Here is a 14,923-nt window from a genome sequence, read left to right on the forward strand (position 1 = left end):
GGCAAAGTTAGACGGTGCTTGCGCCGCTGACTCCCCGCGTCATATAGCACCTGCATGAGTGATGATCTTTTTGGTGGCAGCGCCGCAGCGACCGCCGCCTCCAACGAATATGACGCTTCAGCCATTGAGGTGCTGGAAGGTCTGGAGCCTGTCCGGCGCCGGCCCGGCATGTATATCGGCGGCGTTGATGAACGTGCGCTCCACCATCTTGCATCGGAAGTGCTCGACAACTCGATGGACGAGGCGGTTGCTGGACACGCCAACCGGATCGAAGTCCATCTGGGCGTTGGTAACCGGTTGACGATAACCGACAACGGCCGGGGTATCCCCGTCGATCCCCATCCGAAGTTCCCCGACAAGTCGGCGCTCGAAGTAATTTTGACCACGCTCCATTCGGGCGGCAAATTCTCTGACAAAGCTTACGCCACTTCAGGCGGTTTGCACGGCGTCGGCGTTTCGGTGGTGAACGCTTTGTCGATCGATACCGTGGTCGAAGTCGCGCGTAACAGGCAATTATACCGCCAACGCTTCGCACAGGGCCACCCCCTCGGAAAGCTTGAAGAATTAGGGCCCACACCGAACCGGCGCGGGACCACCATCGCTTTCACACCCGACCCAGAGATTTTCGGACCGGATGCCAAGTTCAAACCGGCACGGCTTTTCCGCCTCGCGCGGTCCAAGGCCTATTTGTTCGCGGGCGTCGAAATCCGCTGGCGCTGCGACCCCGAACTGGCAAGCGCGGACGTTCCGGCAGAGGCTGTGTTCCAGTTTCCGGGCGGCCTGTCCGACCATCTTCGCGAGCAGCTGGGGACGCGCGCCTGCGCCACCACCGACTTTTTTGCAGGAACGCAAGACTTTCCGGACAGCCAGGGCCGCGTCGAATGGGCAGTGTCGTGGCCGTTATACTCCGACGGCGCCTATAGCTGGTATTGTAACACCATCCCGACCCCCGATGGCGGCACGCATGAAGCGGGTGTTCGCGCAGCCTTGACCAAGGGCTTGCGCGCCTTTGGCGAATTGGTTGGACAGAAAAAAGCCGCGCAGATCACGGCAGAAGATATCTTCAACGAAGCAGAGCTGATGCTGTCGGTCTTCATCCGGAACCCACAGTTCCAGAGCCAGACGAAAGACCGGCTGACCTCGCCCGAGGCGACGCGTTTGGTCGAAAATGCGATCCGCGATCATTTTGACCATTTCCTGACGGACAATATGGAACGCGGCAAAGCCTTGATGGGCTTCATCCTGGAAAAGGTGGACGACCGCCTCCGCCGCAAGGCCGAGCGCGAGGTCAAGCGCAAGACGGCGACATCCGGCCGCAAGGTGCGTTTGCCGGGCAAACTGACCGACTGCGCCTCGGATGATCCGACCGGGACCGAATTGTTCATCGTCGAAGGCGACAGCGCCGGCGGCAGCGCAAAGCAGGCACGTGACCGCAAGACGCAGGCAATTTTGCCAATCCGGGGTAAAATCCTGAACGTCGCATCCGCCACAGCGGACAAAATTCGCGCCAATAACGAAATCGCCGACCTGCAACTCGCGCTGGGATGTGGCGTGCGCAAGGACTGCAACCCTGACAATCTGCGTTATGAACGTGTCATCATCATGACCGACGCCGATGTCGACGGGGCGCATATTGCGACCTTGCTGATGACCTTCTTCTTTCAGGAAATGCCAGAGATTGTGAAGGCGGGTCACCTATTCCTCGCACGGCCGCCGCTCTATCGCCTCACCCATGGTAGCCAGAGTGTGTATGCCGCCGACGACGCGCATCGCGCCGAATTGGAAGCGACCGTGTTCAAGAATAAGAAGGTCGAAGTCGGCCGCTTTAAAGGTCTGGGCGAAATGAACCCTGGCCAGTTGCGCGAAACGACGATGGACCCCAAGAGCCGATCGCTCATCCGCATTACATTGCCGCACGAATATGAACGGCGCGCGGCGGTAACCGATCTGGTCGACCGTCTCATGGGTAAAAATCCGGAGCACCGGTTCAACTTCATTCAGGACAACGCAGCCCAGCTTGACGAGGAGGCGATTGACGCCTGATAAAACGCCATAGCCTGTCTGTTAAACTGCCCAGATCCGGCAGATTTCAAAATTCGGACCGGGACAATGATCGGAGAATATGCATGAAGAAATGGATACTCCTGCTCTCGCTCGCGGCATTACAAGGCTCACCTGCCTATGCCCAAACCCCGGCAAAGACAGAAGCCACCCCTGCAAAACCGATGGATATGCGGATTGAACAGCTTCCCTCGGTACTTGCCGGGACGCTCCCCTATGATATGTTTTTCGCGCCGAGTTTTTTGGCTGCTGTCCCGGTCGCTCAACTTAAATTGGTATCCGACCAATTCATCGCCGAGCACGGCAAACCGTTGAAGATCATCTCGGTTGAACCCCAAGGGCAAAACAGCGCCACGGTCAAAATCGAATATGAAAAGGCCATTGCAACCGCGCAAATCTCGGTTGAACCAGCCGCGCCCCATAAGGTTGTGGGTTTGCTGATCACCGGTTTTGACGTGAAGGGAGACAGTCCTGCAAAAATCGATGCCGCGTTTGCCGCATTGCCGGGGAAAGCGGGCTATCTGGTTGAAAAAATCGGCGCGGATGGGCGGCGGACCCAAATTGCAGGTCGCGCGACCGGACAGCAATTTGCGATAGCCTCGACCTTTAAACTTTATGTGCTCGCCGAACTCGCCTCCCAAGTGCAGGCGGGTCGCCGCAGTTGGTCGGATGTCGTCCCCATTCTTGCGAACAGCCATTCGTCCAGCGCCACCGTAAACTGGCCCCGCAACACGCCGGTCACCCTGCAGACGCTTGCGACATGGATGATATCGGCGAGTGACAATGCCTCAACAGATGCGCTCATGCGGGTTCTTGGCCGGGATGCGGTCGAACGAAAACTGGCGACCATCGGGCATAGCGATCCCGACAAGGCATTGCCCATGCTGAATACGGTCGAGGCATTTGCCTTGAAGAGCAACGCGGATTTGCGGACCCGTTTCCAGAAAGCCAATGAGGCGGAACAGCGCAACATTCTCGACAAGGAAGCCACTTCGCTCAGCTTTGAGAAGGTAGATCTGGTAAATCTGGGTTCAGGCCCTGTTGCAATCGACAGCATCGAATGGTTCGCTTCCCCTTCCGACATTGCCAATCTGCTCGGCAATATCCGCCAGACCGGAAGCCAAACCGCGCTTGACGTGATGGCCGTCAACAAAGGAGTTGCCCCTGCTTCGGCCAATAAGTGGCAGTATCTCGGCTATAAGGGCGGTTCCGAGCCCGGCGTCATCTCCATGAGCTTCCTCGCCCAGTCAAAAGCGGGTAACTGGTATGTCATCACGGGTAGCTGGAATGACACGACGAAAGAGGTGCAAAACGAGGCTTTTGCCGCGTTGATGGCCCGGCTGCTGGACAGTGTTGCGAGCTGATTTAGTGCGGTAATTGCCGGATCAGGCGGTGAGCGATTCCACCAGCGCCTTCACCTTTTTCTGGCGCCACTGCGGCAGCGGCGCGACGAGCCAGTAGGCAAGCCGGCTTTCCTTGGCATTATCCAATGCCTTCACCCGACCGGCCGCCAAATCGGCCTCTGCCAATAAATGCGGAACATTTGCCCGGCCAAGGCCAATGGCCGCCGCATCTATTGCAAGTCCGGCATCGGCAAGACGGAGCGCGGGAAGCCCGTCAGCTATCGGGCAATGCGGCCAGCTAATAGGTGTATCCGCGCCACCTTCGGGTGCGCCGACGGTAACAAAGGCGCCTTCCGCAAGCCGCACGCCTTCATGCTCGCCGGGCCCATCGGTCAGCCGGATCGCCAGGTCGAGATTGGCTTCGGTAAAGTCGATATCTTCATCCGCCGAAATCAGGGTGAAGCGCGTATCGGGATTGGCCTGCCCAAATGTCGCAAGGCGCGCGGCCAGCCATTTTGCGGTAAAGTCGCGCGGGGCGGCGATGGTCAGGGAGTTGGATGACTGCCCCGCCTGCATGGCGCGCACGGCATCTTCAAACATAAGGAAGCCCTGACGCAAAGCCTCCAGCCCTGCGGTGCCTTCACCGGTCAATTCCAAACCCTTGGGCGTGCGCCGGAACAGCACCACCCCCAGCATATCTTCCAAGGCGCGGATCTGCTGACCAACCGCCGCTGGCGTAACCGCCAGCTCATCTGCAGCCTTGGTAAAGCTCAAATGCCGCGCGGCTGCGTCGAGGACGCGCAGACCATTGAGCGGCAAATGCGTCCGTTTCATCGCGTCGTCGCCGGTGCCAGCAATTGGAAACGCGGGATTTCTGCCAGAAATGTGCTGCCATCGGCGCGGATGAAGCGATACTGCCCCTCCATCATACCACTCGGCGTTCCGAGCGGACAGCCGGACACATAGTCATGGCTGTCACCGGGATTGAGCAGCGGTTGTTCGCCGACAACCCCGTCGCCATCGACATGGTTCACCATCGCGCGGCCATCGGTGATTTTCCAATGGCGGGTCAGCAGTTGCACAGGTTCGTCACCGTGATTTTCGATCCGGATATGATAGGACCAGAACCACCGCCCCTGCGCAGGCTGCGATTGTTCATTGAGATAATTGGGTGCGACGCGGACCGTGATGCCGTTGGTGGTCGCGCTGGCGGTGAAGAAGGAATCCAGAATATTGCTCATAAACCGGCCACCTTTAATGCCTGATCCAGATCGTCGATCAGATCCTGCGGATCCTCCAGCCCGACATTGATACGGATCATCCCTTCGCCGACCCCCATTGCTTCACGGCCTTCTGGCCCCATGCCATGATGTGTGGACGATGCCGGGTGGCACATCAAGCTGCGGGCATCGCCGATATTGTTCGAAATATCGATCAACTGCAGGGCATTCAGCAACTGGTGCGCCTGCTTGCGTCCGCCGTCGAGGACAAAGGAAAAGATCGGGCCGCAGGCCTTCATCTGGCTCATTGCCAGATTATGCTGCGGGTGGCTGGCAAGACCGGGATGCAGGATCGTCGGCACGCGCCCTTCCAGAAATTTGCCGACTTTCAGCGCATTCTCCGACTGCCGCATCGCGCGCAGTTCCAGCGTTTCCAGCCCCTTGTGCACCACCCAGGCATTGAAGGGGGAGATGTTCGGCCCCGTATTGCGCTGAAACGGCAACAGCACCTCATCAATCCATTTCTGCGTCCCGCACACGGCACCAGCCAGCACGCGGCCCTGCCCGTCCATCAATTTGGTTGCACTATAGGCCACGACATCTGCGCCATAATCCATGGGACGTTGCAGCACGCTCGTGGCAAAGGCATTGTCGACAACGGTGGTGATGCCATGCTCTTTTGCCAGCCCGCACACATAGGCCATATCTACGATATCCATCGTCGGGTTCGCCGGCGTTTCGAAGAAAAAGACTTTGGTGTTGGGCTGGATAGCCGCTTTCCACGCGTCATTGTCGCGGCTGTCGATGGTGGTTGTCGTAATCCCCCATTTTGGCAGCAGATTGTCGGTCAGCCAGCGGCACGACCCAAATGCGGCCCGCGCCGCCACAACATGGTCGCCCTGTTCCAATTGGCACAGCAACGCCGTCGTCATTGCGGCCATGCCGGTGGCTTGGGCGCGGCACGCCTCGGCCCCTTCCATCAGCGCGATGCGTTCTTCCAGCATCTGCACCGTCGGATTTTGCAGCCGGGAATAGGTCATGCCCTCGGCTTCACCGGCAAAGCGCGCCGCGACAGTCTCGGCATCGTCATAGGTGAAGCCGGACGACAGGAACAAGGCTTCCGATGTCTCGCCATGTTCGCTGCGCCATGTGCCGCCGCGGATAGCTTGGGTGGCGGGGCGCCAAGTGCTGGTGATAGCGCGATTCTGGCCGGTGGTTTTCTTCATGGGTCGCTTTTCGGGTAGCAAAGGGTTCAGGTCAAGGCAGCAAGAACGGCATCGCCCATTTCACGGGTGGATAGCGTACCGCCCAGATCAGGCGAGCGCGCACCATTTGCCAACGCCATGGCAACCGCACGCTCAATCCGGTCCGCCGCGGTGGCATGATTCAGCGAATAACGCAGCATCATCGCCGCCGACAATATGGTCGCCAACGGGTTGGCCTTGCCCTGCCCTGCAATATCCGGCGCGCTTCCGTGGATGGGCTCGTAGAGCCCCTTTTGCGCGCTATCAAGCGAGGCGCTCGGCAGCATTCCGATCGATCCCGCGCACATACTGGCCTGATCCGACAGGATGTCGCCGAACAAATTTCCGGTCACGATGACATCAAACTGCCCCGGGTTGCGCACCAACTGCATCGCGGCATTATCGACATACATATGGCTGAGCGCGACATCGGGATATTCCTGCGCGGTTTCAATCACCACATCGCGCCACAATTGCGATGTCTCCAGCACATTGGCCTTATCCACCGAGCACAGCTTTTTTCCCCGCGCCATGGCGGTTTCAAATCCGACCCGGGCAATCCGGCGGACCTCATCCTCATCATAGGACATGATGTCATAGCCTTCGCGCTTTCCGTCCGCTGTGGTGCGCATGCCCTTCTCGCCAAAATAGACGTCGCCATTCAATTCGCGCACGATGACCATATCGATCTGGCTGGCGACTTCGGGACGCAAGGCGCTGGCGTCGGCGAGTTCGGGAAATAGTTTGGCAGGACGCAAATTGGCAAAAAGGCCAAGTTCTTTCCGCAAACCAAGGATCGCCTGTTCGGGGCGCAGATGCCGTTCGAGCGCATCACAATCAGGATCACCCACGGCACCGAATAAAATGGCATCAGCACGTCGGGCCAGGTCCAGCGTTTCAGGCGGCAGAGGATGTCCGGTCGCCTTATAGGCAGCGCCGCCAACTAGAGCCTCCTCAAAATGGAGCGAGTCGAGCGAAAGTGCTTCCAGCACGCGGCGGGTCTCCGCAATGACTTCGGGTCCAATTCCGTCACCGGGAAGCAAAGCAATGAGCACGGGTCCGATATCCTTCTGGTATATGATATGAAAAGTCCGGTTTCCCTTGCCGTCCCAGCCCCGATTAGGCAACCGCCCTTTTTAGCCTGTCTACCAGACGTTCCCGCGCCGCCATCACATCGGTGCGGCGTTCTCCCAGCACATGCGCCACCAAGCGCTCACGGTTCTGGGCCATCATGGCGACCGGAGCTCCGTCCGGTCCGCCCTCTTCGGCATAGCCCAACTCCGCAAGAAGGAGGGTCTCATATTGCGCCAGCGCGCCCGCCCATATGCGTGCAGCAGGCGCCAGCTCAATGGCCGAGAGCATACCGTCCAGCGCACTGTGCAGCCGTGGATAGGGATGCGCCTCTGGCAATGTCGCAGCGGTCAGCGCCGTCACCCAGTCAATCGCAGCGATCGCCAGCGGTTCAGAAAGCAAATGCGCGCGGCTGTGGAGTGGCTCTGCCACAAGAGACGCCAATTGCCCCGGTGTACGCACCCGCCATTCGCCCTTGATGACATTGCCGGGAATAAGCACAGGCCGCAAATTCCGCCCCCGCGCGCCTTGCACATAGCCGACGAGCAAACCGTCATCGGCGCTGAACGCCCTGACGATGGCCCCGGTCTCACCGTGGCTGCGTACCGAGCAGATTATGGCGGTGGCGCTAATGTGCATAGGCTATCATGCCAAGCCGGTGTCCATAGGGGAAGCGATATCCCCTATTTGCTAAGCCGAGATTTTGAAAAGCGCCGCGCCCTCATATTTTTCGGCCTCGGGTTCGAACAGCTCATCAATTTCAAAATGGCTGTCGGTAATCTGCAGATCGTTCAACCCTTGCAGATGAAAAGCCCCCAGCTTCTTTTCACGCGGCGGCTCGCCGTGCTTTTCGAGGGTGATCGCATCGATGAACAGCGCATTATTCTTGGTGTACAGGACATGCGGCGCAAGCTTCATGGCAACGCCATTATAGACCGCCGTCACACATTTTTTCAGTGCGATGGCTTCCAGCAGAAGTTGATTTGTAGACATAACGCCAAGTTATCGCAGCCACCGCTTCGCGCAAGTGTAAAATTGTGCAGCGCAACACAAAATCAAGCGGACTTGCAAAAATCCTTACCGGCGATATCTTGAAGCTCTATCTGAGGAATTTATGCACGAGATTGCCACCCGTTAACTCAGTGCCTGCGGATCATCCGCAGACCTGAAGTTTTAGCCCCGGCCATGCGCATGGCGCAGGCCGGTCTCTAAACCTATTCAACGGGTTACATTCCATGAATATTTCAAAACAGGAACAGCGCGTGCTGCACGCGCTGGCCCAAGGCGGTTCAATTATCCACCGCTTTGACGAACGCGGACATATCGTCGAGGTCGACTGCATGAACCGCGATGGCTGGCGCCTCGCCGATTGCACGCTTGCCGTCTTTCACAAACTGCGGCGCAGAAAGCTGATCGGCAGCTTAGGTGGCGCGCCCTACCGCATTACGCGCGAGGGCCTATGCGCGGTCAGGTCGCAACTCGACAACCGTTAGCGCACAGAGGCCGCATGGCTGGCGATTAGGTCCGTCATGCGGCCCACCTGCGACGGTGGCAGGTCGTGCGCCATGTCGTCGATTATCTCCAGTCGGGCACCGGCGATATGGCGGGCAATGTCTTCGCTGCCTTCTTTCGGCACCAGCGGGTCCGCACCGCCATGCACAACGAGGGTCGGCACCTTGATCGATTTCAACCGGTCGACCCGGCTGCCATCCGCGACGATGGCGAGGAGCTGCCGCTTCATGCCCACCGGATAATAGCCACGGTCAAACGCCCGCGCGGCCATTTCGGCGTAGGCGCTCGGCGGGCGTGCCGGATCCGCAAAGGAGATGGATTCGAGCGCTTCGGCACCCAGTCGGACCGCCTCTTCGCGCGTCGGATTGGACGGCCGCGGTGCCATCAGACGTTTGCGGATGTCAGCTCGCGGTCCGGGCAGACCGGGCTTGCCGCTGGAGGACATGATTGATGTCATGCTGTGCACCTTGTCCGGATGATGTGCCGCCATCAATTGCACGATCATTCCGCCCATGGAGGCCCCGACAATGTGCGCGCGGGAGATGCCCAGGGCATCCAGTAATGCTACGCCATCCTTCGCCATGTCCGTCAAGCTATAGGCGGTTTTCACAGGCAGGCCGAAACGTGACGCGAGCATGGCCCACACAAGGCTTCCCGCCGGGGCACCATCCATGCGCTGTGACAATCCGACGTCGCGGTTGTCATAATGGATCACCCGGAAACCTTTGGCGACCAGCCCCTGGATCAGGTCATCCGGCCAGGCAATCATCTGCGTCCCCAGGCCCATGACGAGAAGTATTACCGGCGCATCAGCCGCGCCCGCTTCTTCATAATAAATCTCGATGCCGTTGGCGTTGATGGTTGGCATATATTTCCCCTGCTCCCAAATTCATGTCTGTCCGGATTATGTGGCATGATGCTTAGCTCATCCACTGCTATGATAGAAATCATAAACCGTCTGCGCGACCGCTGCCGACACGCCCGGTGCCTTTTGCAAATCTTCGAGGCTCGCGCTGCGGACAGCCCGGGCGGTACCGAAGTGCATGAGAAGCGCCTTTTTGCGCGATGGGCCGATACCCGGGACTTCGTCCAAAGGACTTGCGGTGATCGCCTTGCTCCGTTTCGTCCGGTGCGCACCAATGGCAAAGCGGTGCACCTCGTCGCGCAAACGCTGGAGGTAAAATAAAACCGGCGCGTTCACCGGCAAGGTGATTTCCCGTCCATCGGGGAAATGAAAGATTTCACGCCCCTCGCGCCCATGGTTCGGTCCTTTGGCGATGGCAATCAAAGGAACATCTTCGACACCAATTTCTTCAAGCGCGGCTTTCACTGCGCTCATTTGTCCTTTTCCGCCATCGATCAAAACGAGATCCGGCCAGAGTCCGTTGTCCCGGTCGGGATCCTCTTCCTGCGCCCGGCCAAAGCGCCGCTGGAACACTTCGCGCATCATGGCGAAATCGTCGTCCGTCGCCGCCTGCTTGATGTTGAACTTGCGATACTGCCCTTTGATAAACCCTTCCGGCCCGGCAACGACCATGGCGCCAAGGGCATTCGTCCCCTGGATATGGCTGTTGTCATAAATCTCGATGCGTTTGGGCGGTTCGGACAATTCGAACAGATCGGCCACCTCTTGCAAAAGCTTGCCCTGCGTAGTGCTCTCGGCCAGCCGCCGGTCCAGCGCCTCTTCCGCATTGCGGGTGGCCTGCGCGACCAGACGCACACGGTCGCCACGCTGGGGAACGGCAATTTCAATCTTGCGCTCGGCCCTTTCCGACAGCGCCTGTGCCAGCAAATCGGCCTCAGCCAGTTCTCGGTCGAGCAGGATGAGACGTGCGGGCGGCACATCTTCGTAAAACTGCGCGAGGAAGCTGGTGAACACTTCGTCTTCGCCAAGCTCCGAAACATGCGACGGAAAAAAGGAGCGGTGCCCCCAATTCTGTCCGCCGCGAATGAAGAAGGCTTGAATGCCCATGACGCCGTTGCGGTGGGCGAGCGCAAAAATATCGGCATCGCCGATGCCCTGCGCGTTGATCGCCTGACTACCCTGAATGAAGGTCAATGCCTTTAGCCGGTCGCGCAGCATGGCGGCACGTTCGAAGTCCAACCCTTCCGCAGCGGCCTCCATCTCGGCGGCGAGCTTCGCCTGTACGCCGGAGGATTTGCCATCGAGGAAGGCTTTGGCATCGGCAACTAGGTCGGCATAGGCGCCATCGTCAATCCGGCCTACGCATGGCGCGGAGCATCGCTTGATCTGGTACAGCAGGCACGGCCGGTCGCGGTTGTTGAAAAAACTGTCCGAGCAGCTGCGCAAGAGAAACAGTTTTTCGAGAGCGTTCAGTGTCTGGTTCACCGACCCTGCGCTGGCAAACGGGCCATAATATTGCCCCTTATGCCGCCGTGCCCCGCGATGTTTCTGGATGCGTGGGAATTTGTGATCGGCGCGCAACAGGATGAACGGAAAGCTTTTGTCGTCGCGCAGCAGGACATTGTAGGCCGGACGGTACCGCTTGATGAGCTGCGCTTCCAACAGCAAGGCTTCGGCTTCGCTGTTGGTCGTCACGATCGTCATCGACCGCGTCAGCGCGACCATGCGTCGCAACCGGTTAGGCAGCCGGTCAATCTGCACATAATTGTTCACGCGATTTTTAAGCGCACGCGCCTTGCCGACATAAAGCACGTCGCCGCGCGCATCGTGCATCCGATACACACCCGGCTTGTGCGGCAGGGTTTTCAGGACATTGCGAATGGCCGCAACACCGGTTTCCAGATCGGGCGCATCGGCACCCCGCACTGCATAGGTTGCCTTCTCCTCGTTGAAACGGGAGGCTGCATTTGGCTGATCGGGGCGGTCGGCTTTGGACATAGGTCTAGGGTCTGGACCTCTTAAATGGGCTGGCAAAATTTGCCAGCCCTACCCTGTTTTTAATTATGTCTATTGCTCGCGCGAACTCATGAAATGCCACACTATTCCAAAGCCCAGTGCGGCACATATGCCGACAAGCAGCATATTGGGCACGCTCATGAGGCGTATCGGTCGTTATCGCCGTCCTGGTCGCTACCGTCATCGCCGCCAAATCCGAAAAAGCGCTTCAGCGATACAAGCAAACCGACGACGCCAAGCGCAATCAGCTTCCAGAATTTGAGGAGGAAGATCAACAGCCCCTTGAATAGTCCGGTTTTCGCAACCGCTGCCGCGGCGCCCCCTGTGACCAGCGCGGCGAGGCCATATTCAGAGACTTTATCGCCATCCTTATACGCCGCGTACCGTTCGTCATTGTTGAACGAGAAACCCTTATTGGCTTCACGGAACGCAGCCAGATCGGATTGAAGCGTTTCCTGTGAAGTTACAAGCGCCGCATCCATCACGCCCCGGCGGCCTAAAATCCGCATATGGTAGTTTATGTTCTGACCCGACGGTGAAGAAAGGATCACGCCATATTCGAGATTATGCGTCACCTTGTCATAATGCGGAGGGACTGCCCAGCCGACCGTCGTAAGCGGTTCCAACCCTTGTTCACGCCGCGCCTCATTCTGGGCAGCGTCGCCGTCCTTCATTTCCTGAAGCAGCGCATCGGCATCAATTTTCTCGTCGTCGCGCACATAGCCGATGTCAGAAAAGCTATAGATTGCGAACCAGTTCGAATTTTTGGATGCAATGGTGTACGAATCATCTTCCGGCAAATTACCGGTCAGCCGCAGGAATTTGTTGGTCCCGTCGGCATCCAGATACTGCACCATATTCGGCAACTTGATCGATGCGCGATCCGTCACCTGCGGCTTTTGCGGAGCCTCTACCCAAGGTAAAGCTTGAAATTGCGCCTGTGCTTGCGTCGCACTTTGATCATTTTGCGCAAGAACCGGCTGCGCTGTGATGGCCAGAAAGGCCAAAGCTGCACGCGTCACATAGGCTGATAATTTCATAGCTTTCCCCCTCAATGGGCCAGAGGGTAAAAGTCAGCACTTAAAAATCAACGGTAAATATTAGGGCTATACTGTGCGGGCGTGCCGGACATGCTCCGTGTTACTTCACGCCATTGGCAATCGCGATTTTGAAAAACCAATTGCCAGCGGCTTAAAAAGAAACCGCCCGCTGCCCATGCGCCTGCCCGTTAAGGGCAAATGCGGGGGCAACGGGCGGATTTCTAATGATCAATTCAGCGAGTTTATCGACTCGTCAATGAGCGTGGCATCCGCCTTTGCATCGTGATGCGTGGCAATCAGTTGAGCTGCCGCCGCAGCAGCCGCGCTGGCTGCCTTTGCGCGAACGTCGGCGATGGCGGCGCGTTCTGCGGCTGCAATCTTTTCTTCGGCTGCCTTGGCGCGGCGTCCGATGAGCGCGGTGGCGTCTTCTTTCGCTTGTGCAACAATCAGCTTGGCTTCTTCTTCAGCCGCCGCCTTCATGGCTTCTGCGTCTGTTGCAGCTTGCTTCGCCTTGGCTTCATATTCAGCCTTGATGGCTTCAGCTTCGGCACGCAGAGCGGTGGCTTGGTCCAACTGTTCCTTGATACCCGAAATCTGCTTGTCGAGCGCAGCGCCGATCATTGCCGGTACTTTTTTCCAAAGCGCCAGCGCAATCACCACAATCATGGCGAGCGCGACAAGCATGGTCGCATCAAATCCAAGTGCAGATGGCGTGGCATGCTCTTCACCGCCATGCGCTTGTGTGCCGGCATGTGTCGCAGGCACTTCGTCATTTTCAAGCATGTCGAGTGCCTTCTCGGCTTCCCCGATCTTGGACGAAGACGATGCACTCATATCGTGACCCGCATGCGGATCAGCTTCAGTTGCTGTTGTAGCGGGAGCTTGTTGATTAGCCATTTGCCATTACCGCTTTCACTGCCGATGCGGCTTGCGCCGCACTTACCTTTGCGCCCGAGACCTTTGCAACGATGTCGGCTGCAGCTTCTGCTGCAACACTTTCGATGCTGGCCATCGCAGCGGCACTTGCCTTTGCAAGGTCGGCTTCAGCCGCCGCCAGCTTAACGCCGACTTCCGCATCCGCCTTGGCAAGACGCTGTTCAGCATCCTTCGCAGCCTTTGCCTTTGCTTCGTTCGCCTTTGCCTGCGCAACCAAACGGGCTGCGGCAAGATCGGCTTCTCCGCTGTCGCCCAGATTATCCGCCTCGGCGCGAGCGCGTTCTGCGGCCGCAAGGTCGTCCGCAATCTTGCGATCACGTGCGTCCATATTCGCTTCAATCTTTGGCAACATGCCTTTGCCGATCGTGAAATAGATCAGACCAAAGACAATCAGCAGCCAAAAAAACTGCGACGCATAGGTTTCAAGAATTTGAGCAATTTGAGGCATGATACTTGGCTGTCCTTATTGAAGATTGGGCCCCGGCGATGTGCCGGGGCTAAACCGTCAATTAAGCAACGAAGATCAGGATCATAGCGACGACGAATGCGAGCAGACCGAGAAGTTCAGCAGCCGCGAAGCCGATGAACAGACGGCCCTGCTGGCCATCAGCCGCTGCAGGATTGCGAAGAGCGCCCTGAAGGAACGATCCGAAGACGTTACCCACACCACCGGCGGCAAGGCCGGCACCAATTGCTGCAAGACCGGCACCGATCAACTTTGCTGCTTCTGCGTCCATGATATTAACTCCTGTTCAAAACTAAAATGGGTAGTGGAAAAACTCAGTGTAAATTGACCGCGTCGTTAATGTAGAGCGAGGTCAAAAGCGCGAAAACATAAGCCTGAATGGCGCACACGAGCAGCTCAAGCAGGGTGATGCCGATCATCAGAATGAACGACGGTATGCTGACCACCAGCGGCACCCATGCAGCCTGTGCATTCAAACCGTTGATGACGAAACCGGCGAGCACCTTCATCAGCACGTGTCCGGCGGTCATTGCCACGAACAAACGAAGTGCGAGGCTGAAAGGACGGATCAGGAACGAGAAAAGCTCGATCAGCGGGATCAACCACAGCAGCCACCAAGGTGTGCCGTGCGGGACGAAGAGGCTGAAGAAGTGGAGACCATGGCGCCAGAAACCGACGACCAATACCGTGCCGAAGCTGAGCACTGCCAATACGGCCGTGACGGTCAGGTGGCTGGTTACCGTGAAAGGATGGACGCCAGGAACGATACCGAATGGCATCATGCCCATGAAATTCGCCATCAGGATGAACATGAACAACGAGAACACCAAAGGCACATATTTCTTGCCTTCGGGACCGACGCTGGAAGAAACCATGTTGTTGACGAAGCCGGTTACGCCTTCGACCGCCATTTGCCAGCGGCCGGGGACCAGATCGCGCTTCATTCCGCCCCACATGAAGAGCCAGAGAGCGCCGAGGACGATCATCATGAACAACGATGAGTTGGTGAAGGAGACGTCATAACCGCCAATATTGAGCGGCGCGAGCGGCTCAATCTGGAATTGGTGCATCGGATCGATTTTGCCGCTTTCGCCTGCCACGTTCACTACCCTGTAAAATACCCACCCGCGCACTTGGACGCGGGCACAT

16 protein-coding genes are annotated in these 14,923 nt (G+C 58.0%); 3 read left to right on the forward strand and 13 right to left on the reverse strand.

Annotation, left to right across the window (positions count from 1 at the left end; all coding sequences use genetic code 11):
• Nucleotides 1-54 precede the first annotated feature (54 nt).
• Nucleotides 55-2,043, forward strand: a complete 1,989-nt coding sequence (gene parE, locus EUU25_RS07110) for a DNA topoisomerase IV subunit B (protein WP_158899606.1) — start codon at nucleotides 55-57, stop codon at nucleotides 2,041-2,043.
• Between the two features lie 83 nt (nucleotides 2,044-2,126).
• The gene (locus tag EUU25_RS07115) at nucleotides 2,127-3,425 is read left to right on the forward strand and encodes a serine hydrolase (RefSeq protein ID WP_158899608.1); all 1,299 of its coding nucleotides are present in this window, start codon (nucleotides 2,127-2,129) and stop codon (nucleotides 3,423-3,425) included.
• A gap of 21 nt (nucleotides 3,426-3,446) precedes the next feature.
• Here the strand turns inward: EUU25_RS07115 and EUU25_RS07120 are convergent, their stop codons facing one another.
• The 6 genes from EUU25_RS07120 to EUU25_RS07145 all read right to left on the reverse strand — a co-directional run bounded on the left by EUU25_RS07120 (nucleotide 3,447) and on the right by EUU25_RS07145 (nucleotide 7,932).
• Nucleotides 3,447-4,238 (reverse strand): LysR family transcriptional regulator, encoded by a 792-nt coding sequence (locus EUU25_RS07120; RefSeq protein WP_158899610.1) that lies wholly within the window; start codon nucleotides 4,236-4,238, stop codon nucleotides 3,447-3,449.
• On the reverse strand, nucleotides 4,235-4,645 hold the full coding sequence (gene apaG, locus EUU25_RS07125) for a Co2+/Mg2+ efflux protein ApaG (protein ID WP_158899612.1): 411 nt from the start codon (nucleotides 4,643-4,645) through the stop codon (nucleotides 4,235-4,237). The genes EUU25_RS07120 and apaG overlap by 4 nt, the downstream gene beginning before the upstream one ends.
• Nucleotides 4,642-5,850 carry a trans-sulfuration enzyme family protein gene (locus EUU25_RS07130; protein WP_158899614.1) on the reverse strand — a complete coding sequence of 403 codons (1,209 nt, stop codon included), beginning with the start codon at nucleotides 5,848-5,850 and terminating at the stop codon, nucleotides 4,642-4,644. Before EUU25_RS07130 ends, apaG begins: the two co-directional genes overlap by 4 nt.
• A 26-nt stretch (nucleotides 5,851-5,876) precedes the next feature.
• Nucleotides 5,877-6,923: a 3-isopropylmalate dehydrogenase gene (leuB, locus tag EUU25_RS07135; protein ID WP_158899616.1), complete on the reverse strand. Its 1,047-nt coding sequence runs from the start codon at nucleotides 6,921-6,923 to the stop codon at nucleotides 5,877-5,879.
• Between the two features lie 64 nt (nucleotides 6,924-6,987).
• The gene (gene recO, locus EUU25_RS07140) at nucleotides 6,988-7,578 is read right to left on the reverse strand and encodes a DNA repair protein RecO (RefSeq protein WP_158899618.1); all 591 of its coding nucleotides are present in this window, start codon (nucleotides 7,576-7,578) and stop codon (nucleotides 6,988-6,990) included.
• Between the two features lie 51 nt (nucleotides 7,579-7,629).
• Nucleotides 7,630-7,932 carry a hypothetical protein gene (locus tag EUU25_RS07145; RefSeq protein WP_158899620.1) on the reverse strand — a complete coding sequence of 101 codons (303 nt, stop codon included), beginning with the start codon at nucleotides 7,930-7,932 and terminating at the stop codon, nucleotides 7,630-7,632.
• A gap of 242 nt (nucleotides 7,933-8,174) precedes the next feature.
• Here EUU25_RS07145 and EUU25_RS07150 point away from each other — a divergent pair, with 242 nt between their 5' ends.
• Entirely contained in the window at nucleotides 8,175-8,432 is a 258-nt protein-coding gene (locus EUU25_RS07150; RefSeq protein ID WP_158899622.1) for a YjhX family toxin, read from the forward strand.
• Here the strand turns inward: EUU25_RS07150 and EUU25_RS07155 are convergent.
• The 7 genes from EUU25_RS07155 to EUU25_RS07185 form a co-directional block, all read right to left on the reverse strand.
• Entirely contained in the window at nucleotides 8,429-9,319 is an 891-nt protein-coding gene (locus EUU25_RS07155; RefSeq protein WP_158899624.1) for an alpha/beta fold hydrolase, read from the reverse strand. The two genes, EUU25_RS07150 and EUU25_RS07155, sit on opposite strands and share 4 nt — an antisense overlap.
• Before the next feature lie 57 nt (nucleotides 9,320-9,376).
• Nucleotides 9,377-11,314, reverse strand: coding sequence for an excinuclease ABC subunit UvrC (uvrC, locus tag EUU25_RS07160; RefSeq protein ID WP_158899626.1), 1,938 nt, complete (start codon nucleotides 11,312-11,314; stop codon nucleotides 9,377-9,379).
• 155 nt (nucleotides 11,315-11,469) lie between these two features.
• Nucleotides 11,470-12,372: a DUF2167 domain-containing protein gene (locus EUU25_RS07165; RefSeq protein WP_158899628.1), complete on the reverse strand. Its 903-nt coding sequence runs from the start codon at nucleotides 12,370-12,372 to the stop codon at nucleotides 11,470-11,472.
• 228 nt (nucleotides 12,373-12,600) lie between these two features.
• Nucleotides 12,601-13,206, reverse strand: coding sequence for a F0F1 ATP synthase subunit B family protein (locus EUU25_RS07170; RefSeq protein WP_158903197.1), 606 nt, complete (start codon nucleotides 13,204-13,206; stop codon nucleotides 12,601-12,603).
• Between the two features lie 55 nt (nucleotides 13,207-13,261).
• Nucleotides 13,262-13,756 (reverse strand): F0F1 ATP synthase subunit B family protein, encoded by a 495-nt coding sequence (locus EUU25_RS07175; protein ID WP_158899630.1) that lies wholly within the window; start codon nucleotides 13,754-13,756, stop codon nucleotides 13,262-13,264.
• 61 nt (nucleotides 13,757-13,817) lie between these two features.
• Nucleotides 13,818-14,045, reverse strand: coding sequence for a F0F1 ATP synthase subunit C (locus EUU25_RS07180; RefSeq protein ID WP_123153826.1), 228 nt, complete (start codon nucleotides 14,043-14,045; stop codon nucleotides 13,818-13,820).
• A gap of 43 nt (nucleotides 14,046-14,088) precedes the next feature.
• A complete protein-coding gene (locus tag EUU25_RS07185; RefSeq protein ID WP_187351315.1) occupies nucleotides 14,089-14,844 on the reverse strand; it encodes a F0F1 ATP synthase subunit A in 756 nt (251 codons plus the stop codon).
• Nucleotides 14,845-14,923 lie beyond the last annotated feature (79 nt).

The sequence above is a fragment of the Sphingorhabdus lacus genome, assembly GCF_009768975.1.
GTDB classification, from domain to species: domain Bacteria; phylum Pseudomonadota; class Alphaproteobacteria; order Sphingomonadales; family Sphingomonadaceae; genus Sphingorhabdus_B; species Sphingorhabdus_B lacus.

Coding starts and splice junctions, on each gene's coding strand:
- parE (WP_158899606.1), top strand. CDS start 55: ATGAGTGATGATCTTTTTGGTGGCAGCGCCGCAGCGACCGCCGCCTCC.
- EUU25_RS07115 (WP_158899608.1), top strand. CDS start 2,127: ATGAAGAAATGGATACTCCTGCTCTCGCTCGCGGCATTACAAGGCTCA.
- EUU25_RS07120 (WP_158899610.1), bottom strand. CDS start 4,238: ATGAAACGGACGCATTTGCCGCTCAATGGTCTGCGCGTCCTCGACGCA.
- apaG (WP_158899612.1), bottom strand. CDS start 4,645: ATGAGCAATATTCTGGATTCCTTCTTCACCGCCAGCGCGACCACCAAC.
- EUU25_RS07130 (WP_158899614.1), bottom strand. CDS start 5,850: ATGAAGAAAACCACCGGCCAGAATCGCGCTATCACCAGCACTTGGCGC.
- recO (WP_158899618.1), bottom strand. CDS start 7,578: ATGCACATTAGCGCCACCGCCATAATCTGCTCGGTACGCAGCCACGGT.
- EUU25_RS07145 (WP_158899620.1), bottom strand. CDS start 7,932: ATGTCTACAAATCAACTTCTGCTGGAAGCCATCGCACTGAAAAAATGT.
- EUU25_RS07150 (WP_158899622.1), top strand. CDS start 8,175: ATGAATATTTCAAAACAGGAACAGCGCGTGCTGCACGCGCTGGCCCAA.
- EUU25_RS07155 (WP_158899624.1), bottom strand. CDS start 9,319: ATGCCAACCATCAACGCCAACGGCATCGAGATTTATTATGAAGAAGCG.
- uvrC (WP_158899626.1), bottom strand. CDS start 11,314: ATGTCCAAAGCCGACCGCCCCGATCAGCCAAATGCAGCCTCCCGTTTC.
- EUU25_RS07165 (WP_158899628.1), bottom strand. CDS start 12,372: ATGAAATTATCAGCCTATGTGACGCGTGCAGCTTTGGCCTTTCTGGCC.
- EUU25_RS07170 (WP_158903197.1), bottom strand. CDS start 13,206: ATGAGTGCATCGTCTTCGTCCAAGATCGGGGAAGCCGAGAAGGCACTC.
- EUU25_RS07175 (WP_158899630.1), bottom strand. CDS start 13,756: ATGCCTCAAATTGCTCAAATTCTTGAAACCTATGCGTCGCAGTTTTTT.
- EUU25_RS07180 (WP_123153826.1), bottom strand. CDS start 14,045: ATGGACGCAGAAGCAGCAAAGTTGATCGGTGCCGGTCTTGCAGCAATT.
- EUU25_RS07185 (WP_187351315.1), bottom strand. CDS start 14,844: ATGCACCAATTCCAGATTGAGCCGCTCGCGCCGCTCAATATTGGCGGT.